The following is a 24,455-nucleotide window of genomic DNA, read 5'->3' on the forward strand; positions in this document are numbered from 1 at the left end:
ACCTCACCCCACCAGCGCTAGCACACGCAATGGGCTACCCGAACCACCTTCAATTTTCAGTGGTGCCGCGACAATCACGACCCCAGTGGCTGGTAATTTATCGAGATTTTTTAAGCATTGCAGACCATATTTATTATTACCATGCATCAAGGTGTGGCATGGATAGGGAATTGGCCAGCCATACGATTGACCAGCATCCGTATTGATTGTTTCAACGCCAAAACCTTTAACATTACGCTGATGAATCAGCCATTCCACCGCCTCTTGTGAAGGACCCGGAGTATGGGCACCATCTTCACGCATGTTCACATAGGCTTCTGGATTGTCAGATTTTTTAGACCAATCCGTGCGTAATAGTACCCATGCCGCTTGGGGAATTTTGCCGTGTTTTTCTTCCCACTTTTGTAAAAAATCCACCGTCAGTACCCAGTCTGGGTTTTGTGCCACTTCTTTACTCGCATCCACCACCACAGCAGGAGCGATGAAGTTTTTTAGCGGAATGGTATCTACCGTATTATTGGGTTGGTCTTTGCCACTAACCCAGTGAATAGGCGCATCAAAGTGGGTCCCAGTATGCTCTCCACAGCTAAAATTGTTCCAATACCAACCCGGACCATTTTCATCGTAGCGTGAGATTTGCTCCATCTTAAATGACCATACTTGCCCAAACTCAGCAGGTAGCTGTAACGCAGGAAATGAAGGCGATAAGGTTTGCGTCAGGTCAATAATTTGAATATTGCCTTTTTGTAACTCACTGGCGAATGACATCAAAGTTTGCTGTTCCATACTCTCTCCTGCGCTTATTGCGCTTCATGTAGAGCGGTAAATGAACCGCTGTGGAAAACTAAAGGCTTACCGGTTTCACTACCGATGCGACGAACATGACCCACCATCAATAAATGATCTCCGATATGATCTTGTTTGTGGTTTTCACAAACTAAGGTCACTAATGCCCCATGTAATGCGGGAATACCCTCTGGAGTGATGTGGATTGCCACATCGTCAAACTTGTTTTCAATGCGCGGGTTAGCAAAACGCATTGCAAGCTCTTGGTGATCTTTCCCCAAAATATTGATGGTGAAATGCTGGCAATCACGAAATACCGCAAGGTTTGGAGAGTGATTGACTAAGCTCCATAGCACCAACGGTGGATCCAAAGAGAGTGATGCAAATGAGTTGATGGTTAGCCCCACATCACGCCCGTCTGCCGTGCGCGTGGTTACAATTGCGACCCCAGTTGGGTAGCAACCCAATAAATTGCGTAAGGTTTTTGATTCAAATTCGGTATGACCCCATTCGCTATCACACATGAGCGTATCCTCTGCAATCATCGACATACTGATTCTCCTACGAAGCGCGAACTTCTTCTTGCATCAACGATTGAATATAAGTATCGCAGGCATGGGCATCGTGCCACCATGGCGCAAGTACGGGTGGGTAGTTAAAGGCGTTTGCGACAGTGTGAGCTAAAGCTGGTAATTGTTGCGCTGCACCTAACACGTTAAGAACATGGGGCTCTGGTGGTGCTAACAGTGCATTTGTCCACTCCACCACATGGCGACCGTATTTCCAGAATTGTTCGAATGTTTCGTTCATCCACTGTGCGGTATATGGCTTGTCGCCGTGGGCGAGTATCGCGTCATAGTAAACTTTGCAGGCTTTAGTGGCGTTGTTAGAACCTTGGCCCGTTAATGGATCATTGGTGACTAATGCATCGCCGAGTCCAAACACAATTTTGCCTGATGGCAGAGTCAATACGGGCTTGCGTACCGTTGGAGCAAAGCGTCCGGCTAAGATGCCATTTTCATCGGTTAATTCCACATGCTTGCAACGTTCAGCTTCCCACGGTAAATAGGTTTCAATGATCTTTTTGCTGTATGCCAGATGCTCTTGCGGTGTACGCGCCTCGCCCCATTGATCCATCGGTCCACCCGGTACACCTTCAAATACCATGATGTGACAATCGCCGCTGTTGGTCAGAGATGGGAAGACAAAGTATTCGCCAACACCTGGGATCAAGTTGAAGGAAACTTGGGAATATTCAGGGGTTGGCAACATGCCGTGAACATAGGTCAGAGCCAGAGCACGTTGGGGTTTATCATATGGCGAGCGAGAAGGATCGCGCTCTAGTAGCTTCACAATTTCCCCTTTACCACCCGCAAGGATCACCAAATCGTGGGTTTCTGCTAAACGTTCTAATTCGGCAACGCCAACATCTTCGATACGCAAATCACCGCCACGGGCAGCAAACAGCTCCATCCAATACGGCATTTTGATGCGCTGATCCACCGCTTGCGCATAGTTATCTAAACGGGAGCGCCAAGTAATGGCTTTTTCACCCGGTTTTTCTGGATGGGGAACCGTAAAACCAATCCCTTCGACAGGTGGACATTTGTCTTCCCAGAAGTTGATCCCTAAATCGCGCTCAAATTGTAGCGAGATATCAAACATGCATTGGCTGGACATCACGCGGCCATTTTTGACATCATCTGGGGTTCGATTGGTGGCAACAGTAACTTCATAGCCTTTATCTAATAGCCCTAATGCCAATGGCATACCCGCCTGACCACCACCTACGATTGCTATACGACGCATAGTTGTTTCCTCGATGAGATTAAAATAACGGTGTCTTATTCAGCAAGACGGGGAATTGCGGGTTTAGCCTGTTCAGGCCCCATAGCGGAATAACCGCCATCGACAGCGTAATCTGCGCCAGTCACGAAACTCGCCAGATCAGAAAGTAGGAATGCGACCACTTGAGCAACCTCTTCAGGGTCGCCAACACGTTGTAAAAGGTGATAATCCGCTGCGACGCGGTCAGTTTTTTGGCGGTCGCCGCCCGTAATTTCATCCATCACGCGAGACCATGTCCAGCCCGGAGAAACTGAGTTCACTCGGATGCCATCTGGCGCATAGTCCATGGCTTGGCTGCGAGTGACTTCCAACATGGTGGCTTTCGATGCGGGATAGAGCCAACGACCTGTTTGCGCAACCGATGAGGAGATACTGGTAAAGTTAACAATGGCGCCTTTTTCAGCATTGGCTAAATGCGGTTTAGCAAACTGCGCGGCCATTACTGCACTGACCACATTGATATTTAAAGCCGTTAACCAATCTTGACGTGAAGATGCTTGACCGTCATCCAGATAGGTCGCGGCCAGATTAACCAAAAAATCGAGTTGCCCATATTTTTGCGCAACGCGGTCAATTCCTTGTTTGAGCTGCTGATCATCGGTGATATCTACCGGTAAGAAATCGATATTAGGCTCTGACTGAGCCACCTTTTCACCGTTAACCTTATCGATATCGAAAATGGTAACTTTGACGCCATAAGAACATAATATTTTTGCCACTGTTGCGCCGATTTTAGTTGCGCCACCCGTGACAATGGCAATTTTGTTATTCAAACCTTTCATCGCTGTGCCCTCTTTGCTCACAATGCATTCACAAAAAATTAACATGAAGCATCATTACGCAAAACCAGCAAAAAGCTGTAGCCTATATGCGCAAAGATTATCCGCTCAGCGCGGCAATTTGAATAATAAGGTAATGATAATATTGGAGAAATAGCCACATTTTGCAGTGACTATCCAGATAATGAAAAGTGTGATTTAAGGACGTTCTAGGATCTGAGCTCCTGAGCCTTTATTGCCGAAGACATCTTCAGGGTTGCGCAAAGGGCAGTCACTAAGGGAAAGGCAGCCACAACCAATGCAGTGATCTAACTCATTGCGTAACCGAGTTAACTGTTTGATTCGCCTATCTAATGAACTTTTCCATTCTGTCGACATTCCTTTCCATTCCTCTGACGTTAACTTGCTATTCGCTGGGAATTTGCCTAATGCATCTTGGATCTCTTTGAGAGGGATTCCGGTGCTTTGTGCCACTTTTATAATTGCAATATAGCGTAAAACGACAGGCGGAAAACGGCGCTGATTTCCTTGAGTTCGAGCACTTTGAATCAGCCCTTTTGACTCGTAAAAATGCACCGTAGAGACCGGGACTCCTGAGCGTTTAGCGACCTCTCCCACCGTTAATGCGCGCGTAAAATCTATTTGTTCTTGTTTGATTTTACCCGTTTTTATCGTTTTCGTGCCTTTATCCGCCATTTTCACTTGTCCCTATTGACCTCAACTTAACTTAAGGTTTTATAGTGCCCGCCACAGTTTGTCAATTTAAGATGCTCAATGATAATGAATAAAAGACACCTCACTCTGCTATGTGCTGCGCTCATTGCAGTTGGCGGCGGCGCAGTGATTTACTCGACTTACGCCAACACTGATAATAAGCCACAGGCCGCTTATCAATATCCACCCGTGAAAGTGGCTCTAGCCCCTGTCACCCTCGATAATGCACCACGAACGTTTTATGGCGTCGGAGAATTAGAAGCCGGAAGCCAAGTGTTTGTAGCTGCGGAAACCAGCGGGAGGATCACTAAAATTGGTTTTGAATCTGGGCAACAGGTTAAAAAAGGGCAATTACTGGTTCAGCTCAATGACGCCGTAGAGCGTGCCGATCTCGCCCGTTATCAAGCCCAATACCGCAATGCATCTCGGTTGCATGAGCGAACACGCTCATTATCTACCCAACATTTAGTGGCTGAAGCGCAAGTGGACAGTACCCGTGCCGAACGAGATATGGCTCAAGGATTGATCCAACAGACTCAAGCGTTAATTGCCCAAAAAGCCATTCATGCACCCTTCGATGGCACCATTGGTATCCGTCAAGTCCATGAGGGCCAATATTTGAGTCCGGGAGAAGCTATCGCCAGCCTTGTCGATACGCAAACTCTGAAACTCAATTTCTCATTGGATGAGCAAGCATCCCCGGAATTACATCAAGGACAAGAGGTCGATATTACCGTCGACGCTTATCCTGACACCCCATTCCCTGCACGGATCACCGCGATTGATCCGTTGATTGGTAAATCCCGAACCGTCGCCTTGCAAGCCACTCTCGATAACAGCAATGGTCAGCTTAAAGCGGGTATGTATGCCAACGTTAATGTGGTGCGCCAAGCCAATAACCAAGTGCTGACCATTCCTGAAACTGCCGTCACTTATACCGCTTATGGCGATACTGTTTTTATCGCTGAAGGCAGCGGTGAAGCGATGACCGCCAAACGTATTTCTGTGAAAACGGGTCAACGGTTTGATGGGAAAATTGAAATTGAGCACGGTTTAAATACTGGCGATCAGGTGGTCACATCCGGTCAATTGCGCCTAAATAATGGCTCAGCGATTACGCCAATTTCCCAAGATACATTGGCTAAATCTACGTTAGATACCGCTCAAGGGTCATAAGGAAGGACGCTATGAAATTCACGGATCTGTTTGTACGTCGACCTGTTCTCGCGCTGGTGGTAAGTGCCTTGATCGTATTAGTCGGTTTATTTGCGCTGAGTAAATTACCTATTCGCCAATACCCACAGTTAGAAAGTGCCACCATCACGATTAGTACTCAATACCCCGGAGCCTCTGCCAAGTTGATGCAAGGCTTTGTGACCCAACCTATTGCACAAGCGGTTTCTTCTGTAGAAGGTGTGGATTATTTATCCTCTTCTTCCGTTCAAGGTAGTAGCCTTGTTACCGTCAGGATGGAGTTAAACCGCGATTCAACTCAAGCCCTTACCCAAGTCATGGCAAAGGTAAATCAGGTGCGTTATAAGCTACCAAAAGAAGCCTATGACCCCGTGATTGAGCTTTCTTCGGGGGAATCCACTGCGGTTGCTTATATTGGATTCGCCAGCACCGAATTATCAATACCCGCCCTAACTGACTATATTTCTCGGGTCGTTGAGCCGATGTATTCATCAATCGATGGCGTCGCAAAAGTGCAAGTTTTTGGTGGGCAGCAACTTGCCATGCGCCTATGGTTAGATGCGGATAAACTTGCGGGACGGGGTATTTCTGCCGCTGAAGTTGCGCAAGCCGTACGCCAAAATAACTACCAAGCCGCCCCCGGTAAGGTAAAAGGTGAATATGTTATTTCCAACGTGTATGTGAATACCGATTTAACCAACGTAGAAGAGTTCCGTGATTTAGTGATCCGTAACGATGGAAATGGATTAGTTCGCCTGAAAGATGTTGGAACCGTGGAACTCGGCGCATCTTCCACTGAAACCAGCGGCTTGATGAATGGTGAACCAGCAATCTATTTAGGTCTGTTCGCAACCCCCACAGGAAACCCACTGGTGATTGTCGATGGTATGAACGCCTTAATGCCTGATATCGTCAAAACCCTGCCGCCGGGAGTCAAGATCGAGATGGCGTTTGAAACCTCTCGTTTTATCAAAGCCTCCATTGATCAAGTAATTAATACCTTAGTCGAAGCATTACTGATCGTGATCGCGGTGATCTATTTATGCTTAGGATCCATCCGCAGTGTGATCATTCCCATTCTCGCCATTCCCTTATCCATGTTGGGTGCCGCTGCGCTGATGATGGCATTTGGTTTTAGCATCAATTTATTGACGCTATTAGCCATGGTTCTGGCGATTGGCTTGGTCGTCGATGATGCCATTGTGGTGGTAGAAAACGTCCATCGACATATTGAAGAGGGAAAATCGCCCGTACTTGCTGCATTAATTGGTGCTCGTGAAGTGGCAGGCCCTGTTATCGCCATGACCATCACGCTAGCGGCAGTGTATGCGCCCATTGGATTGATGTCTGGGCTAACTGGGGCATTATTTAAAGAATTTGCGTTAACATTAGCAGGTGCAGTGATCGTTTCAGGCGTCGTCGCCCTGACCCTCTCGCCGGTCATGAGTTCGTTTATGCTGAACTCAAAACAAAATGAAGGGCGTATGGCGCGCATGGCGGAAACCTTTTTTAATACCCTCGCCAACTACTACACCGCCGTTTTAAATTTCTCCCTGAAAAACCGTTGGATCACGGGCATTTTAGCGTTGGGCGTGGTGATTAGCTTGCCTATGCTGTATCAATCAGCCCCTCGTGAATTAGCCCCTGTTGAAGACCAATCCAGTGTTTTAACAGCGATTAAGTCTCCACAACATGCCAATCTTGAGTATGTGGAGCGTTTTTCTCGCAAGTTACACGATGTATTTATGGATCTACCAGAAACTGAAAGTACGTGGATAATTAACGGGACAGATGGGCCTTCCGCCAGTTTTGGGGGAACCAATCTCTCTTCTTGGGAGCAACGCAATCGCCCAGCCTCCGAAATTCAATCCGACTTACAAGCGCGAGTCGGCGAGGTAGAAGGCAACAGTATTTTTGTGTTCCAACTCCCTGCATTACCGGGTTCTACGGGTGGATTGCCCGTTCAAATGGTGATAAAAAGCCCGCAAGATTACCCTGTCCTGTATCGCACCATGGAAGAGATCAAACAAAAATCCCGTGAAAGTGGATTGTTTATGGTGGTGGATAGCGATCTTGACTACAACAACCCCGTCGTTGAAGTGCGAATTAACCGCTCTAAAGCGAACAGTTTGGGGATCCGTATGCAGGATATTGGGGAATCCCTGACCTTGTTAGTCGGTGAAAACTACATTAACCGCTTTGGGATGGATGGCCGTTCCTACGATGTAATCCCTCAAAGTTTGCGCAATCAGCGTTTAACGCCGGAAGCACTCTCTCGCCACTATGTGAAAGCACAAGATAGCAGCATGATCCCGCTATCAACGGTGGTTGAGATTTCAACCCAAGTTGAACCTAATAAACTGACGCAATTTAACCAACAAAATGCGGCTATTTTCCAAGCTATTCCGGCACCGGGGGTGACATTAGGGCAAGCGGTCGCCTACTTAGATGAGATTGCGAGCGAATTACCCGCGGGCTTTAGCCATGACTGGCAATCAGATTCTCGCCAATATAAGCAAGAAGGCAATACGCTCGCCTTTGCCTTTATGGCTGCGTTGGTCATTATTTATCTGGTATTAGCGGCACAATATGAAAGCCTTGTTGATCCATTGATTATTTTAATCACCGTTCCGTTATCTATCTGCGGCGCCTTGATCCCACTCGCATTGGGCTATGCCACCTTGAATATTTATACCCAAATAGGCTTAGTCACCTTGATTGGTTTGATCAGTAAACATGGGATCTTGATGGTGGAATTTGCCAATGAACTGCAAGCTAATGAAGGGCTTGATAAACGCCAAGCAATTTTGAAAGCGGCACAAATTCGTCTGCGTCCTATCTTGATGACCACTGCCGCCATGGTGATTGGCTTGGTTCCATTGCTGTTCGCCACGGGCGCTGGCGCCAATAGCCGCTTTGGATTGGGGCTGGTTATTGTCACAGGAATGCTGATTGGTACCCTGTTTACTTTATTTGTACTGCCAACAATTTATTCATTATTGGCTCGTAACCATAGCGCAAATGCATTGACCCCAAGACGCTATGAACTCGCAGAAGCGGATCGTCTAATTAAAGAGGAAGATGCAAAATGAATTATTCTTCATTAAACCCTATTTCATTAACCACCAATCGCAAAGATAAACGCGGTAACCGTGAAGATAAGCAGCAAGCGTTTTCAGGTAACCCAATGAGTAATAGCGCAATGATGATGATTTACCACTGTTACCCCGCGCGTTCTGAGCAAAAAAGTGCAGAAAGCTCATGCTATAAATAGCCCCATAAAAAGAGCCGCATCATCAATGTGCGGCTCATTTTCACTATTTATTTGACTTACTGGTTATTGGCCTTCGTAGAAAGCCATTACTAACTTGCCTTCTTTAATAATAATCGGGTTACCGGGTAAGGCGTCTAACACCTCATTTTGTGATGCATCAACCACCACCGCAACATTTCGATTTCCCTGACTCGCCAGCAGGCTTGGCAATTGCTCTAAACGGTAGAATCGATTTTCTGCATCAGGGTAATTAAGCCCATAACCCAGTTCACCGGTTTGATACAACATCGTAATGTCGCTGCGCTTAAGCACCCAAGCCAATGATGTCCCTAAGCCTACATTGTTAGTTAACAATATTGCACGGTTTTGCAGTTGATCTTTATATTTTGTCAGCACGCCCTGTGGCGTATTGTTGCTTTCAATATATTTAGGGATCACATGCCCAATTGATAAGCTCAGCACCAGCGTACAAGCGGCAGCAAGAGACCAATATTTCCGTTTGAAGGAGACAACTCCCATTAATGCCCAGAATGAGAAAGCCCCAGCCGCAAGCCAGATCTTATAGCTCTCATCCCCTTGATACAGGTTCATTTTAGGAAAATAAGGGGAGACGATAAATGCACCCGCAGCAGCAACGCCAATCGTGATATTAATTAAGGCATTCAGGCGAATAATCGCCACTTTATTACTTTCTAAAACTTGATTCAGATAGGACGCCATAATAATGGCGAGTGGAGCAATACAAGGCAGAATATAGGTTAGTAATTTACCTTTAGTAATACTGAAAAATAAGAAGGGTAAAACTGCCCACAGTAAGAAATAGAGATTCATGCCTTTTGTACGTATGGCATGCACAATTGCACCAAACAGGTAGCCTAACCATGGGATCACTGCCACTAATAGAATAGGGACATAGAACCAGAATGGGGATTTATTTTGGGCGTTATCTGCCATAAAACGTTGAATATGTTCAACCCAAAAGAAATAATTCCAGAAATCGGCTTCATGACTCGCAATGGCTAATCCCCAGGGTAAACACACCAGCACCGAGGTCACAATGGATAAACACGCGAGCACACAAACTTCTTTAAAACGTTTAAAGTAAATGGCGCTAACAGAGCAAACCAGTACCGGTAACACCAGTACTAAAAAGCCTTTTGTCATCACCCCTAAACCACATGCAACGCCAATCAGAATATATGCATATAATTTGTGGGTGAAGTTTGTAGTCGTAATACCCCATTGGAAAAAGAAGATAATCATCGTAATAAATGCGGTGACTATCGGGTCTAAAATATTGTAAGTTCCAATAGTTAACACGATGAACATGGAGAGATAGATTAATACCGCATTAAATGCGATATCCGATTTTTTCCATGCCATTTTTGCGCTGAGATAAACAAATAGCCCGCTAATTAAGGTGCTAAAAACCACACCTAGCCGCACGGAAACATTATTTTCGCCGAATAACAATTGGAAGAAGGAGCCTACCCAGTAGCCAAAGATAGGTTTTTCAAAATAGCGAATACCTAGCAGCTCAGGCACACTCCAATGACTACTCAGAATTAGTTCGCGGCTAATTTCAGCATAGCGCAGTTCATCAGGTTGCCAAAGTAAGCGCCCATTGAGTGGAAGGAAATAAGTTACAAGCACAAAACCGAATAACAAGCACCACTTAAAGTAGGCAACTTTATTATTTGCCATCATCATTTAATCTCAACCATTCTTGTAATAAATATTTAATAATTATCTATTTTTAATCATCGGACTAACGTTCATTAATCTTCAATTGGCTTTATTATCATGTTATTAGCTAAACCCAACATAAACCAATGAACGTTTTTAATTTCTCAACCGCTGCCCTAGATAAATAATCGATAAATGAGACTATCTTTTTTAGCTTAATATATAAAAATCAATCGAAAGTTAAGACTAGATTAAAAAACAATAGTTCAGCATTTTCCATTTATTTTTAACAATTTAATATGTAAATGAAACATTCTGTAGCTTTGAGAATAGTTATTAATTCTAGAAAGGCAAAATTGAGAAAAGTTTAATAATAAATTTGAGACTAAAGGCAGCTATTGATGAATCGACTTATCAAAAACTACCTCTAGTTTATCGGTTTTTACTTAGCCGCATCCAATGCTTGGGTTAAGTCCTCTAAAATATCATCAATATGTTCAATTCCGATAGATAAGCGGATCATATCCCGAGAAACGCCAGCCTGAGCCAATTCAGCATCATTCAATTGACGATGGGTAGTTGAAGCTGGGTGACACGCTAAGGATTTAGCATCACCAATATTAACTAAACGAACAATCAACTTCAGCGCATCAATAAAACGAGCGCCAGCCTCCAGTCCACCTTTGATACCAAATGACATAATACTGGCAGGTTTACCATTCATGTATTTCTGTGCCAGTTTGTGTTCTGGATTCGTTGGTAGCCCTGCATATTTAACCCATGCCACTTGCGGATGGGACTCTAAATATTGTGCAACTTTTAACGCATTTTCAGTATGGCGATCCATTCTTAATGCCAAGGTTTCTAGGCCCTGTAGAATTAAAAATGCGTTAAATGGTGATAGTGCCGCGCCAGTACCACGCAGCGGAGCAACTCGGCAACGAGCAATAAATGCCGCAGCGCCAAAATGTTCGGTATAGCTGACACCATGGTATGCCACATCCGGCTCCACCAGCAGCGAGAAACGCTCAGGGTGTTCTGCCCACGGGAACTTACCTGAGTCGATCACCATCCCCCCAAGTGACGTTCCGTGCCCACCAATATACTTAGTCAATGAGTGAACCACGATATCCGCACCATGTTCAAAGGGTCGACAGAGATAAGGAGTCGCAACGGTATTGTCGACAATCAGTGGTACACCATGGCGATGAGCCACTTGTGCAAGTGCAGCAATATCCACAATAAAACCTGCGGGATTAGAAATCGACTCACAAAAAACAGCTTTGGTTTTGTCATCAATCAGGGCTTCAAGAGCGGCTAAATCATCGTGTTCAGCAAAACGGGTTTGAATTCCAAGACGCGGGAGAGCGTGAGCCAGTAAGTTATAGGTTCCACCATATAACTTGGCAACCGAAACGATATTATCGCCAACTTGAGCTAAAGTTTGGATAGCGTAAGTAATCGCCGCCATACCTGATGCGACAGCCAAGCCCGCAACGCCGCCTTCAAGCGCTGCCACCCGTTGCTCAAGAACATCATTGGTAGGGTTCATAATGCGCGTATAAATATTGCCCGCGACTTTTAGGTCAAACAGATCAGCGCCGTGCTGTGTGTCATCAAAAGCATAAGATGTCGTTTGATAAATAGGAACAGCAACAGACTTGGTTGTAGGGTCTGGAGAGTAGCCAGCGTGGATCGATAATGTTTCTAATTTCATTGTTTTATCCTTGTTATAATGCACTACACCCGCACTGCTAGATTCAAGGGTTTGTTTTTGTTATCTCACTGTTACGCCAATAAATATCCCCCAAGTAGAGTTATCAAACAACCGGATTAACTTGAAATTATTTCATTCAACATAATCTATCGATCTATTTTCCAACCTATAGATATAAAAAAACCCATACTGCCGAAGCAATATGGGTTCCGTTACGACTGAATTTAATTACGCAAATGCGCCATAAATAACAGAGGTAATCGACCCTAAACCACAAATCATCGTAAAGATTTGCGCTGCTTTAGAGGTACTAAATGGTTTCATCGCAGGGATCATACGCATTGCAACAACAGGCAGAATAAACAGGATTGCCGCAATCATTGGCGCACCCATGGTTTCAATCATACCCAAGATACTTGGGTTAATGATTGCGACAATCCACGTTGTGATAACAATGAATAGCAGAGAAATGAGTTCAATCTTCTTCACAGAAACAGAAGAGCGAGATTTTATTAACCCAACCAGACCTTCATGAGCTCCTAAGAAGTGGCCAAAGTAGCTCGAAACGATAGCAGCAAATGCCACGATTGGACCTAAGTAAGACAGGATTGGAGATGGGTTGGTGTTTGCAATATGAGATAACACGCTGATGTTTTCTTTTTTCGCAATTTCTAATTCCGCTGGGCTTAAAGACAGCACGACAGAGAAGACAAAGAACATGACAAAACCGGTCAACATGAATGCTGCGCCACCGGTGATCATGTCAGTTTTAATCACTGCTTGGTCACCAAACTGTTGACGTTGGTCTTTCGCAAATTGGCTGATAATTGGGCTGTGGTTAAAAGAGAACACGATAATAGGAATTGCCATCCATACCACAATCGGCATTGCGCTCCAGTCTGGTGCAACTTCTAACATCGAAGTATTCCACTCAGGAATCAAATACAGAGACAGTGCTAGCAGAATCAAGACTAATGGATAAACCATCATTGAAGTCAGTTTTAGCATTAAATCCCTACCAAACACGACCCCAGCCGTCATCGCAGCAATTAAAACGCCCGACAGTAACCAACGAGGAATAGGATCCATACCGATTTGGTTCACTAAGAATGAATCGACGGTATTGGTGATACCCACACCGTAAATTAATACGATAGGATAAATAGCAAAGAAATAAGCAAACGTGATGATGTTTGCACCTACTTTACCAAAATGTTCTTCAACGGTATCAGTAATATCCGCATCCGGTTTTTTGGCTGACAGTACGAAACGCGCAAGTCCTTTATGGGCTAACCAAATCATTGGTGTTGCAATTAAAGCCAGTACCACTAATGGCCAGAAACCACCTGCACCTGCTTTAATTGGAAGAAAAAGAACACCAGCACCTACTGCGGTACCGAAAAGGGATAACACCCAAGTGAAGTCCTTGTAGGTCCACTTATTAGCAGATTTTTCCGTTGTGCTTACTGCGGTTTTTATTGTGCTCATATTGTCGCTTAATGATTATAAAAAGGGATAAAAAAGATGGGCGAATTCTGCATGAAATGATGAAGAGCACCTAGCTTAATTTTTAGAATCTTTCTGGCTTTTTGGTGTAGATCTCATTACTGAACGTTAAATAATGACAATTTGTTAATATTCGCAAATAAAAGTTTATCAATTGATTAAAAATAAAAATTTCATGCCATTAAAATGAATTCATATTTATTTACTTTTCACTCAAATTATCATCAAAAATAAACATCCATAAAAAATGGCTAGCATTATTTTGCTAGCCATTTTTTTATTTAAAAGGCGAATTTAAAGATAAACAGGGACTAAAATTTCTGTTGCTATTACGACGACCACTAAACCAACTAATACAGGAACGGAAGTTCTCTTCACCACTTCAAACGGTGAAATTTTTGCCATCCCTGAAACGGCTACCACCACCCCAGAAACCGGGGATAATGTACGACCTAAGTTGGAAGCCTGTAGCATAGGAATCACTAAGTAAGCTGGGTTGACTCCCATTTGCTTCGCTAAGTGTGGGATCAATTCGACGAAAGCATAGAACGGTGCGTTACCTGAGCCAGTTGTCATCGCTGCCAGCATCGTAATCACGACCAGAGCAATCATCATGATAATGGCACCAGAACCGAAAGATTGGGCTAAATCGATGAGGCCACGAATAAAACCAATGGTACTCAAGCCTTGAGCAAATATACCCGCAGCGACTAACAGCATCACCACCGTCGCAAATGCATCAGCCATTCCTCGGTAACAAACATCTAAGCCACTATAGACATGCTTAGCGCTGAAACTACGAAGGAACTCAATCACTGCCGCCAGAATGATACAGCCGACAATAATCGTGACGATGTGTAATTCTGGTGCCCATTTACCGTCAAAAACGAGAACGCCGATAATTGGCGTGAAAGGTAAGATTGCATAGAAGCTTGGCGCATGAGTTTTGATCTCATTTACATCCAGCATTTCAGTCTTAACATGCTCTTTTCTATCTAAGTAACGTTGCCAGAAGAAATGTGCGATAGACATCGCCACAATGGCTGCAATCGAGATAGGCAAGGTCGTTTTAAAAGCAAAATCGATTAATGGCATTTCTGCTGCTTTCGCCGCTAAAATAACGTCACCGGATGTTGGCGCTAGAATAATCGCCGCCGGAGAAGCACAGATTGCCGCAGCAGCTCCACGACTGATCCCGACATTGACCATCACAGGGAACAGCGTCGCCATTAATAGCACACCAAGCCCCGTAGCCGAGGAAACGGCAAGTGACATCAAGCAGGCAACAATATAAGCCGCAACCATCAGTAAGTAAGGGGAGTTGATCATTTTCAGTGGCTTAGACGCAATTTTCACCACCACGTCGTTAGCACCAATGTGGGTCATATAAGACGCAAAACCACATAGCACCATGATCATCATGCCAAGGTCGCCACCTCGGCTCATTAATAGGAACTTAATGTATTCCAGAATATCAGTAACGCGCCATCCCGTAGGCTTTACTGAATCGGGTAAAATACTTTTTCCCATTAAGGCAGAAATGATTAAAAGTAAGATACCGCCGGTCAATAATACCCCTGTCGCAGAGTAGCCTTTTATTATATAGCGCCCGACACCAATGGCGACTATCACGCCGATTAAAAGCTCAATCATTTATTTTTCCTGCCCGTCTCATTTTGTAATTATTGAAGGTACTCTGCCTAAAAAAAAAGCGAAATACTCTGATAATGATCATGTTGGACAATATTTTTAATCTAGAAATAGATAAAAAGACAAGCTAAAAATTAATAATTATTTTTTCGATTTAACTTAAGCCAAATTCCCTCTATTGCTCAAAAGAATAGAGGGAATTAACGGGTTTTATTTTTAGAATAAATATTTGAAGCGGGCACGAACACCATAACGATCATCATCGTGATGATTAATCATGTTATTATCATCAGCGTTAATTTTTGAGTAATATGCCCCTAAATAGATTTTATAATTGTCTAAGTCTAAAATCTGAGGTAATTCATAAGAGGTGTATACTGTATGAATATCGTATTTACCGGGTGCTCTATTTAACACTGAATTCGGATCATTCGATATTTTATCTGCATTAAAATCTTGAATATCATTATGTGCATAGATATAGCCTAATTGCAGACGCTTCCAAAGCCCATATCCACCAATGGATAAATCTTTTTCCGATGAAGCATCTAAATAGGCAGTACTGAATGTTAATTGTAATCCCTCGTCAGGATCTTTCTCTAGGCTATTCCATTCCATCGTCATGCCATAGCCATTGCGTTTTGACATATTTTGCCATTTGTCATCCACATTAGCCCCATAAGCATTATTGATAACTTGGGACTCCATTGCCACCGCCACTTTAAATTCATTGGGTTTCCAAGCAATGACCGGCCTAACATAAATAACATTTTTTTTATTATCTAATTGATACCCATGATATGAGCCACTATCAAATAATGCAGTACCATCTTCCACCAACGCATTCACTTCAAAATACCAATCATTTAATGATTTAGATAATTGAATACTCCCACCATCCCCTGAGCGCCCCCGCCCTTCTTTCATCATATAAATATAACCGAAACCGTCCGCATATAAATCGTTGGCCGTATTCCCCGAATACTGAACGAAGGTGTCTTGCCCTAACGGGAACATGTCATAAGCTTCATAACGCCCAACTTTGGCTTGCCAGCTATTTTGTTGACCAAAATAAAACGCCGCGTCATCCAGATTCATTTTTCCCGTCATATCCGCCAATGGCTGTACAGAGAAACCTGCGTAATTACCATTTTCATTAATGCGCTTTCCATCCAGTCCAATCAAGATCCGCCCATTAATATCCCAGTTATCAGATTTATTGGGTTCTTTATCTTTACCTAATGCGGTGCGAACTGAGGTAATTTGTCCTTTTCGGCTTGCGCTATCAAGGTTAAATTCCACATCTCCATAAAGTTTTAATTCACCATATTCATGATTATATTGAATACCCGGCGCATTCTTACTTGGTGTATTGACCAGAGCAGGTGGTTCCGAGTTTGATAGCGCAACTTGCTGGGTGGGAGGTAAGGCAGGGGAACTATTCGCCATCATAATTTGCTCAAGCTTTTCCGCTTTACGTTCCGCTACATTTGCCCGTTGCTCAGCCTGCTCCGCTCTTTTTTCTAATGCTTGAAGCCGAGCTTCTATTTTACTCAAATCAGTTTCTGCCTGACTATGAGTAGGAGAAATGGCAGCGAATCCCACCGCAATCGCTGATAAATAAAATTTTTTCATTTTTTATCCTGTTGAATTAAACCGAAGCAAAGCAACTAAGTATTTTTTAATCGTTAAAGGTGCGTTTAGAGCAGATGCTCAAATTAAGTACTGTCGCAGTATATCCCCACACAATGTTAACGTTAACAAAATATTCTTTAAAAGGATAAAAGCGTCACACTTTATGAACATCATTTAGAAAACAATGGGAGGTGAACGATGAGAGGATTTATTCATCATTGAGAGCCTGAAAGGCGTTATTTGAAGAGTTCAAACACCATATCCCCAAAAAAGCCTCGATATTGCAAATAACGAATTTGCTTACTTTTTTCTTTAAAATCTTTTGGAATTTCATCGCCAAATTTTTTACAGCGAACCTCTGAAGCGATATCAAACCAGTCTACGTCTAGTTGCGAAAAGTGGTGGTCCACTAAGGTTTCTGCAAAGCCTTTTTGGCGCATTTCTTGTTTAATTCGCAAAGGACCATAGCCTTTGCGAACATAGCCTTGCATTAATAACCCCACCACACGGTTATCATCTAAAAAATGTTGCTCATTGAGTTTATCGAGTACGCCTTCAATCAACGCCTCATCAACAATTCCGTCATTTTTTTCATACATTCGGCGCTTCATTCTGGCGAATAGCTCTGCCTTTCCATAATCACGTCGGGAAAGTAGAAATAGAGCGTACTGATAGAGTTCGGGCTGTGTCATTATCTACTCGTTGGTCATTAAAATTGGGCACTGACTAACGTGCCCAATCTATATTAATGAACTTGGGCACCGCTTAAGAGTTTATAGATTGTATCAGGTGTATAGCTACCATCTTGGTAATAAATAGTCCAATCGGTGATATCTTCACGAGTAAGCGGGTAAGTTTCCCCTTCCTGCATGGTTTGCACATAGAAAGGGTGGTTGATTAAGCGGCCTTCAAACTGGTCACCCTTCCATGAAATTGGCTCAAACCACATGTGTTCATGCCCTTCATCACCGTCTTCATCCTGATAACTAATGCCACATTTCACAAGGAAGCGCCATTCTGAATCCGTTTCGTCTTCTTTTTTTCCGAGCAGCTTGGCAAACAATCCTTTCTTCGGCGCGACGGGTTTTGGACCGTAGTTATCCAGCATGTGGGTAAAATACTCCCAACGTAGTCTAGCTTTACGAGACATATCCGCGGTTTCTTCATCAGTACGCATAAACATCATCGCATTTTGATCTTCAAAACCTTCAAAGAAGCTTTCTAATGTTGGATTTTCTTGGGTCACGCGAAATAGCATCACGGATGGATGTTGGTGAGATTCGTCACGATCATGCCAATCGCCCATAAAACGCTCTGAACTGGCATCACCAAATTCAAAATTCATCTCTTCCAATGGTTTTAAGTTATCAACAGGGGTTGATTGCCCCACATGGCGTAGTCCTTCTTCAAATGGGACTGCCACCAAATATTCATAACCTGTTTGGGTTTGACCAATGAAAATCGGCTCATTGAAGTCAATTTTTCCTTGGGTAATGCTGTTATTCACAAAACTCCAGAATAGCTCAGGGATCCCATAATAAGACGCAATCGGGTGTGGGATAATAATTTCTGCTTCGGATAGCCCGCAACGCGCTAAACCATGAGTATGGAACCAATACATGGTCGGTGCAGAATCTTCGCCTGCGTCTTTATCGTGGTCATAAATAGCATGCACTACATATAAAGAATCAATACTTGGCATCAAATCATCCAGCAATTGGAAGTTTAGCCATTCACGTGTAAAGACTTTACCCGCCGCCGAAATATCCAATCCTAATAATAAGTCAGGGACTAAAATTTGGATGATTTTCAGTTGCTGTAAGTAATTGACGAGTGGTTGGTCTTGGAATAAACATTCAACGACCACCGCTTGGGGTGCAGCAGTCGCTTCTGCGTATAGCTCTTGGCTAATCGGATCAGTGGCAAAATAAGGGTTAATTGTATATTCCGGATCGCTTTCTACGAGAGAGATATAAAAGCGTAAATCTTGTTCATCTTTTTTGCAGGTGAAGAAAAAACCGCCACCATCTTCTTCAGATACATAATCAATATCACCGTCAGTAAAATAGGTTTGTTCTTCTAATCGTTGCTCAAGTTGTAGTGAAGTCAGTTCAGAAGCAGGGATAGCCACCATCATCGAGGCTTCTCTTTCCCCTTCGCCTTTTGCAATATCAAGGTATTGTTGTTTATTACTCATTATTTTGCCCTGTAATTTATTATCTTTATCGAGGATATCAGCTTATATTCCGTAAGAATATTGTGAATATTCTTAACCAATTCAGATAGTGATTTAATCCGCCTCATTTTTGCTAAGTTAATCAATCCTCATTATTCTGCGGTTGGTTATTCTACTTTTCATCCGTTATCCTCTGAGGCACAATGAGAATGACATTTCTGCCATGTTGGGTTGGCAGTGAAACACATTCTTTCTTATATATAGGTTATGAAATATGACTGATTTAACCGAAAAGCAAAAACAATACGTTGACGACCTCGCCATGCAACAAGTCTTTGATATGAATAATGATGATGTACTGGTTAACGCGTTAGAGCAGAAAATTCATAATCTGGAAGCCCATTTAAAAAATTATTTCCATGAACGTGTCCAATTTCACAAAAATAATAAGAAATAATATTTAACTTGTCCCTCTGCCGATGTCTTCTTGGGCCTCGGCATTTTTGCCTGCATATTTTCCTACCTTTATTATATCGATAATAAGAATCATTTGATTTAAAACATAATCTTTTTAGAATCGCATTATGGAACATATTAAAATTCGCAATATATGCTAAAATTTTGGCGTTTATTGTAAGTTTTATTCTTTCGTTTTATTTATCATTCACGCCTTTATATTTATTAGATAATTGAGTCCACTATGACACGCAATCAACTCAGCACAGTGCTGCTTCTTTCATCTTGCTTGGTAATTCCAACTAGTTTTGCCGATAGCGATACGCCCCTATTCTCTGTCAGTATGACGGAATCGGGTGTTCCAAAAAATAATGCTGAAGGTGGCGTGACTCGCTCATCCAGCACGGAATCCCGAGTGTTACCCATTTGGGGAGATGAGGCACGCGCCCAAGGTTACGATATTCCAGAACCTTTTGGGGTGAGCTATGGCTACATGAACCTGCGTCAAGATGTCGTAGTGGATAAAATTGGTTTTAGTTCCAACTCTGGCTTAGATTTAGGTAAAATTCTAACTATTGAAACTGGCCATACTCGCAGTAAAAACCAATCCCATATGTTAAAACTCGATACTTGGGTATTTCCTTTTATGAATGTCTATGGTGTATATGGAAAAACGAAAGGTTCATCAACCACCAACTTAACTAACGTAGAAGCGAAATTAGGTCCTTTTAAACTTCCAATTGGAAAAAATCTTCCATTCGAATTAGATTATGAAGGTAAATCTTATGGTGGTGGAGTCACTTTTGCAGGTGGCTATAACCAATTTTTCAGTACATTAGATATGAATTACACACGAACAAGCCTTGATATCCTAGATGGTGATATTACTGCTTTTGTTGTAACACCGCGTATTGGTTATGAATTTATATTTGAACCATTGATTGCAGGGCAAGGTAATACCAAAATTCAGGTTTGGACTGGAGCCATGTACCAAGATATTACCCAACGCTTTAAAGGTGATGTAAGCAAATTAGATCTACCTCCAGAATTAAATAAATGGATGGCATTAGCACCTCCTGACACTAAATTCGACGTCGAACAACATCTCGCCCATAAATGGAATAATACCGTCGGCGCCCGAGTGGAATTAACTCGCAACTTTAACGTCCTCACAGAAATCGGTTTTAACAACCGTAATAGCTTCTTTATTTCTGGGGAATTCCGTTTTTAATGCTGCGACATCACTGTCTAGAAAGGCTGATATTACTCAGCCTTTTTATTTCTTTCGCCCCACAGGCTCAAATACTTCCCGAGCGTAACACCATCGATGGCTGGTTAAGCGAGCTTGGCGGTGAAAATAGCTTTGATGAGAGCAAAACTATCGACTGGGGTGTATTACCCGGACCATTTTATACGCCTGAAATGGGTATCGGTATTGGTACTGCTCTCGTTGGCTTATACCGTATCGACAAACAAGACACATTGACTCAGCCATCCTCTATTGGCGTGAGTGGCTTTGCATCCTCAACCGGTGCCTTTGGTGTTAACTTTACCAATTATAATTTCATTGATAACGACCAATGGCGCCTGTTTGTTTCCGGCACTATCAATAATATTCCGACCTATTATTGGGGCAAAGGTTATGCCGCGGGCAAAAAAGACAGCAATAAAGAAAAGTATCATTCCCAAGAGTTTCAGATTACCCCCCGCGCCCTGTATAAGTTGGGTGATTCCGCCTATGTTGGCCTAGGTTGGAATTTTTCATCAATTAATGCCAGCGATCCCGATGACGGCGCAAAAGAATACTTTTCCCAATCCACTGGGGGGCGCTCTACCATTAATTCGGGCGTGAGTGCTTATTACAGTTATGACACGCGTGATTTCTTACCTAATGCACATAATGGCCAAGCTCTCGAAGTTATCTATACTTATTTTGCACCGAGTTTGGGTAGTGATACGCGTTTTCAAACCACACAATTGCAATATGCCTATTACCATGAACTTTCTGAAAAAACGGTCATTGCTATTGATAACTATGCCCGTTTCTCAACAGGTGAAGTACCATGGAACCAGCTATCTTTATTAGGTAATAGTAACCGCATGCGTGGCTATTACGAAGGACGATATCGAGACAATAATATTTTGACGAGCCAAGTCGAGTTGCGGCATAAATTAGATTGGCGCCATGGTGTTGTAGGTTGGCTAGGAACAGGCACCATGAGTAACTCGCCATCAGAACTCGGCAGTGGTCACTGGCTCCCCACGGCGGGAGTGGGTTATCGTTTTGAATTTAAACCACGAATGAATGTTAGGTTAGATTTTGGTGTCGGTCGCAACAGTACCGGATTCTATTTTCAAGTAGGTGAATCTTTCTAATGCTCAAATACATTATTATCTCGTGCATTTTGTTCGCGTTAGTGGCTTGTCAAAACCGCGAACAACTTCAGCTCCCTACCGCGACGACGGACCTTGCCAGTATTCCTATTGAGGAAGCCTCTCAAATTTGGCCAGTTCTTAGTTCTCTAGGTGCCCCTCAAGGGCTAAGAGCTTGTTGTGCATTTGGTTATAATATTCGAGCAGAGATCTCTGGCGTCCCAGTTCCTTTCTATCTTATCGACAATATCGTTGAGGCCAATAAACTTGGTGAGCATCATTATAATGATAGCTACCTTGCCGCAACGGCAGATATTGTCGGGTTAAATAGCGAAAAAGTGGGGCTCGTCTATACCACAGACGGCGGCTTTATTGATATTGCCCACGTACGTGATACCGCTGACTATACTTTATACTTATTCAGCCAAATCTACCCAAATTTGGGTAAAGAATGGACATTAAAACTCAGTGATGAACTGGCTAGCCGGCAAATTCACTTTAACTCGTTTACCCCACCTGAATCGGCGGTAGAACGCTATACGTTGAGTACTTACCTTGCCGCGAAACTGGCTTTTCAATTAGCGGCATGGCATGAAATCGCACAATGGTATGGCTATCAGTCTGTTCCTGGCTTTTCTGAAGGCGTGTCCGCTTTTTCTCCTGAAGATTTATATTCCAACCTCCTTGGGGCTCGCTTAGCCAGTTCATTGATATTACAGGGGCGAGCAGAATCCTTAGCTATCTTCTCACATTCCTTAGAAACGATACTCCCTGTTGCTTTAAATGAGCTTGGCGCATTTAATAAAGAAAAAACTCGAGAAGTTTTTGATCGAGTCGATGGAATATGGTGGGATAGTTCAAAACGCGTTCCAAATAAATTTTTGTTATTAACCCGGGATTATGATGTGGCAGATAGCCGTTACCCATTTTTACCCACACAAACAATCCCTCACAAAGGGTTAAAACTCAGTTTACCTGACGAATATGCGGGATATTCATTAGCAAAATTAGCGCAGTTCCGGTTGGTACCTACGGATAAAATGGCACAACTTCCTGTTCCAGAAAAATATTGGACGATTGATGATTTTTCGACTCTCGCAGAACAAGCTAAAATTGAAGATCAAAAACAACAAACTCGTACTTTGAAAAAGTAAAATTTCCAGTCTAATTTTGTCACATTATTCGTCATCTATGGTCAAAAAAGCCCATATTTTTTGGCCATTTCTAGTCATCATAGTTTGCCTTCATTTGATTTTCATACAAACCATAAGTGTTCATAAAATGCGAAAACGGGTGATTTGAGCTAAAAATAACCACCTTAATGGTTATATTTTAACCATAATAACCTTATAAAAACAAAGTTAATTGATTGTATTTTAAATGAATTTAGCTTAAAACAGATGATTTCATTTTGAAATAAGTAACCAAAAGTGATAAATAAACATTCTAAAATATAAATAAAGAAATTAATCACCCAATTAAAATCAATAAGTTAATAAAAATAAACCATTCAATACAAAATAATACAGAAGTTTAGCTAATGTGAGTCGGATAAAAGTAGCTCGTGAAAAATTATTCTGATACCATTCGCTCGATTTTTGTTCAGAGATACATAGGAGAAGCAAATGCCCTCTCGAACGATGAGGACAAACGCCGTCTTCGCTTTCTTATTTTTACTTTTATTTTCGAGTCTCAGTTTTGGCTCAACCAGTACTAGTACGATGCTGAAAAAAGACTTTGCACTGAAGCAAGCGCAAAGTACAAATCAAGCACAAACACCATTGCCTGATTTGCGTAAATACCCGTCTGGTACTGCACGTAAGAAAGCGTTTTTAAAAACGGTTGTCCCTGTGATTGAAAAAGTCAATCAACAGATCATGGAAGAACGTAACTGGCTACTGTCAGTACGTACAAATGCCAAATGGAGCGCACAAGAACTACGTCGCCTGACTCAGATCTGTGATAGCTATGGCATTAACTGCAGCAACCCAAAACGTATTAATTGGGATAAACTGTTAAGTCGTGTTGATATCATGCCAACACATTTAGTTGCGACACAAGCAGCAACAGAGTCTGGTTGGGGTACATCTCAGCTTGCTCAACAAAATGGAAATTTATTTGGGATGCGCTGTGGTAGCGGCTGTCAGACCAAGAAAGGAAAGATTAAAGGCTATTCAACGTACTCTTCAGTGGAAGAGACAGTAACAGCCTATATGAAGAACATGAATACCCATAATGCGTATGAGTCATTACGTCATTCACGCGCTAAGCAGCGTAAATCGCAAGATGAGCTAGACTCAGTCAAGCTGATTAATGACATGAAAGGGTACTCAGAATTAGGTTCGTCATATAACCGCTATCTGAAAGAGATGTACGCGAGCAACGAAGAATTGATTACACAAGCTCAAAAAAGAGCAGCGACTCGCAGTTAATTTGTATCAACACACCAGGTACAACAATATAAAAATCCACTTTTTCGGAAGTGGATTTTTTTTGCAGTTTTTCTCATCCACTCGAAATATGACAACCCACCCCACCCCAGCTATACTTCTTAGACTTTGAATCTTGAATCTTGAATCTTGAATCGTTTATTTTTCTTTTCATCCTCCGTTTTACTCTAAATAATTCGGATTTTAGGTAGGCGGCAAGAGAAGATATCTC

Annotated in this window: 20 protein-coding genes; 8 read left to right on the forward strand and 12 right to left on the reverse strand. The window is 42.8% G+C overall.

Annotated elements, in window-relative coordinates:
• Nucleotides 1-3: 3 nt before the first annotated feature.
• From PROVRUST_RS20585 to soxR, 5 genes are all read right to left on the reverse strand, one after another.
• Nucleotides 4-786, reverse strand: coding sequence for a cyclase family protein (locus PROVRUST_RS20585; protein ID WP_006816018.1), 783 nt, complete (start codon nucleotides 784-786; stop codon nucleotides 4-6).
• A gap of 14 nt (nucleotides 787-800) precedes the next feature.
• Nucleotides 801-1,337, reverse strand: coding sequence for a flavin reductase family protein (locus PROVRUST_RS16405; RefSeq protein WP_223844753.1), 537 nt, complete (start codon nucleotides 1,335-1,337; stop codon nucleotides 801-803).
• Nucleotides 1,338-1,347: 10 nt separating this feature from the next.
• Nucleotides 1,348-2,595: a styrene monooxygenase/indole monooxygenase family protein gene (locus PROVRUST_RS16410; RefSeq protein ID WP_006816020.1), complete on the reverse strand. Its 1,248-nt coding sequence runs from the start codon at nucleotides 2,593-2,595 to the stop codon at nucleotides 1,348-1,350.
• Between the two features lie 35 nt (nucleotides 2,596-2,630).
• A complete protein-coding gene (locus PROVRUST_RS16415; RefSeq protein ID WP_039855798.1) occupies nucleotides 2,631-3,416 on the reverse strand; it encodes an SDR family oxidoreductase in 786 nt (261 codons plus the stop codon).
• 195 nt (nucleotides 3,417-3,611) lie between these two features.
• Nucleotides 3,612-4,109, reverse strand: coding sequence for a redox-sensitive transcriptional activator SoxR (gene soxR / locus PROVRUST_RS16420; protein ID WP_006816022.1), 498 nt, complete (start codon nucleotides 4,107-4,109; stop codon nucleotides 3,612-3,614).
• Between the two features lie 84 nt (nucleotides 4,110-4,193).
• Between soxR and PROVRUST_RS16425 the strand changes: the two genes are divergently transcribed.
• From PROVRUST_RS16425 to PROVRUST_RS16435, 3 genes are read left to right on the forward strand one after another with little or no spacing between them, the layout of a single operon-like run.
• On the forward strand, nucleotides 4,194-5,303 hold the full coding sequence (locus PROVRUST_RS16425; protein WP_039855799.1) for an efflux RND transporter periplasmic adaptor subunit: 1,110 nt from the start codon (nucleotides 4,194-4,196) through the stop codon (nucleotides 5,301-5,303).
• An 11-nt stretch (nucleotides 5,304-5,314) separates the two neighbouring features.
• Nucleotides 5,315-8,413: a MexW/MexI family multidrug efflux RND transporter permease subunit gene (locus PROVRUST_RS16430; protein WP_006816024.1), complete on the forward strand. Its 3,099-nt coding sequence runs from the start codon at nucleotides 5,315-5,317 to the stop codon at nucleotides 8,411-8,413.
• Entirely contained in the window at nucleotides 8,410-8,595 is a 186-nt protein-coding gene (locus tag PROVRUST_RS16435; RefSeq protein WP_006816025.1) for a hypothetical protein, read from the forward strand. The genes PROVRUST_RS16430 and PROVRUST_RS16435 overlap by 4 nt, the downstream gene beginning before the upstream one ends.
• A 63-nt stretch (nucleotides 8,596-8,658) precedes the next feature.
• Here PROVRUST_RS16435 and arnT read toward each other — a convergent pair whose 3' ends face one another.
• The 7 genes from arnT to PROVRUST_RS16470 all read right to left on the reverse strand — a co-directional run bounded on the left by arnT (nucleotide 8,659) and on the right by PROVRUST_RS16470 (nucleotide 18,986).
• Nucleotides 8,659-10,305, reverse strand: coding sequence for a lipid IV(A) 4-amino-4-deoxy-L-arabinosyltransferase (gene arnT, locus PROVRUST_RS16440; RefSeq protein WP_006816026.1), 1,647 nt, complete (start codon nucleotides 10,303-10,305; stop codon nucleotides 8,659-8,661).
• 418 nt (nucleotides 10,306-10,723) lie between these two features.
• On the reverse strand, nucleotides 10,724-11,998 hold the full coding sequence (locus PROVRUST_RS16445; protein ID WP_006816027.1) for a bifunctional O-acetylhomoserine aminocarboxypropyltransferase/cysteine synthase: 1,275 nt from the start codon (nucleotides 11,996-11,998) through the stop codon (nucleotides 10,724-10,726).
• 228 nt (nucleotides 11,999-12,226) lie between these two features.
• Nucleotides 12,227-13,486, reverse strand: a complete 1,260-nt coding sequence (locus PROVRUST_RS16450; RefSeq protein ID WP_006816028.1) for an aromatic amino acid transport family protein — start codon at nucleotides 13,484-13,486, stop codon at nucleotides 12,227-12,229.
• 312 nt (nucleotides 13,487-13,798) lie between these two features.
• Nucleotides 13,799-15,157 carry an anaerobic C4-dicarboxylate transporter DcuC gene (gene dcuC / locus PROVRUST_RS16455; protein ID WP_006816029.1) on the reverse strand — a complete coding sequence of 453 codons (1,359 nt, stop codon included), beginning with the start codon at nucleotides 15,155-15,157 and terminating at the stop codon, nucleotides 13,799-13,801.
• Nucleotides 15,158-15,370: 213 nt separating this feature from the next.
• Nucleotides 15,371-16,789: a carbohydrate porin gene (locus tag PROVRUST_RS16460; RefSeq protein WP_006816030.1), complete on the reverse strand. Its 1,419-nt coding sequence runs from the start codon at nucleotides 16,787-16,789 to the stop codon at nucleotides 15,371-15,373.
• Nucleotides 16,790-17,025: 236 nt separating this feature from the next.
• Nucleotides 17,026-17,481, reverse strand: coding sequence for a regulatory protein RecX (locus PROVRUST_RS16465; protein WP_006816031.1), 456 nt, complete (start codon nucleotides 17,479-17,481; stop codon nucleotides 17,026-17,028).
• Between the two features lie 53 nt (nucleotides 17,482-17,534).
• The gene (locus PROVRUST_RS16470) at nucleotides 17,535-18,986 is read right to left on the reverse strand and encodes a DUF4026 domain-containing protein (protein WP_006816032.1); all 1,452 of its coding nucleotides are present in this window, start codon (nucleotides 18,984-18,986) and stop codon (nucleotides 17,535-17,537) included.
• A gap of 253 nt (nucleotides 18,987-19,239) precedes the next feature.
• Between PROVRUST_RS16470 and PROVRUST_RS16475 the strand changes: the two genes are divergently transcribed.
• The 5 genes from PROVRUST_RS16475 to PROVRUST_RS16495 all read left to right on the forward strand — a co-directional run bounded on the left by PROVRUST_RS16475 (nucleotide 19,240) and on the right by PROVRUST_RS16495 (nucleotide 24,226).
• Complete coding sequence (locus PROVRUST_RS16475) at nucleotides 19,240-19,422, forward strand: hypothetical protein (protein ID WP_006816033.1); 183 nt, start codon at nucleotides 19,240-19,242, stop codon at nucleotides 19,420-19,422.
• Between the two features lie 243 nt (nucleotides 19,423-19,665).
• Entirely contained in the window at nucleotides 19,666-20,652 is a 987-nt protein-coding gene (locus PROVRUST_RS16480; protein WP_039855757.1) for a hypothetical protein, read from the forward strand.
• Nucleotides 20,652-21,797 carry a BamA/TamA family outer membrane protein gene (locus PROVRUST_RS16485; protein ID WP_006816035.1) on the forward strand — a complete coding sequence of 382 codons (1,146 nt, stop codon included), beginning with the start codon at nucleotides 20,652-20,654 and terminating at the stop codon, nucleotides 21,795-21,797. Before PROVRUST_RS16480 ends, PROVRUST_RS16485 begins: the two co-directional genes overlap by 1 nt.
• Nucleotides 21,797-22,948 (forward strand): DUF4056 domain-containing protein, encoded by a 1,152-nt coding sequence (locus PROVRUST_RS16490; RefSeq protein ID WP_006816036.1) that lies wholly within the window; start codon nucleotides 21,797-21,799, stop codon nucleotides 22,946-22,948. The genes PROVRUST_RS16485 and PROVRUST_RS16490 overlap by 1 nt, the downstream gene beginning before the upstream one ends.
• 471 nt (nucleotides 22,949-23,419) lie before the next feature.
• Nucleotides 23,420-24,226: a protein bax gene (locus PROVRUST_RS16495; RefSeq protein WP_039855758.1), complete on the forward strand. Its 807-nt coding sequence runs from the start codon at nucleotides 23,420-23,422 to the stop codon at nucleotides 24,224-24,226.
• Nucleotides 24,227-24,455 lie beyond the last annotated feature (229 nt).

The organism is Providencia rustigianii DSM 4541, assembly GCF_000156395.1.
Taxonomy (GTDB): Bacteria; Pseudomonadota; Gammaproteobacteria; order Enterobacterales; family Enterobacteriaceae; genus Providencia; species Providencia rustigianii.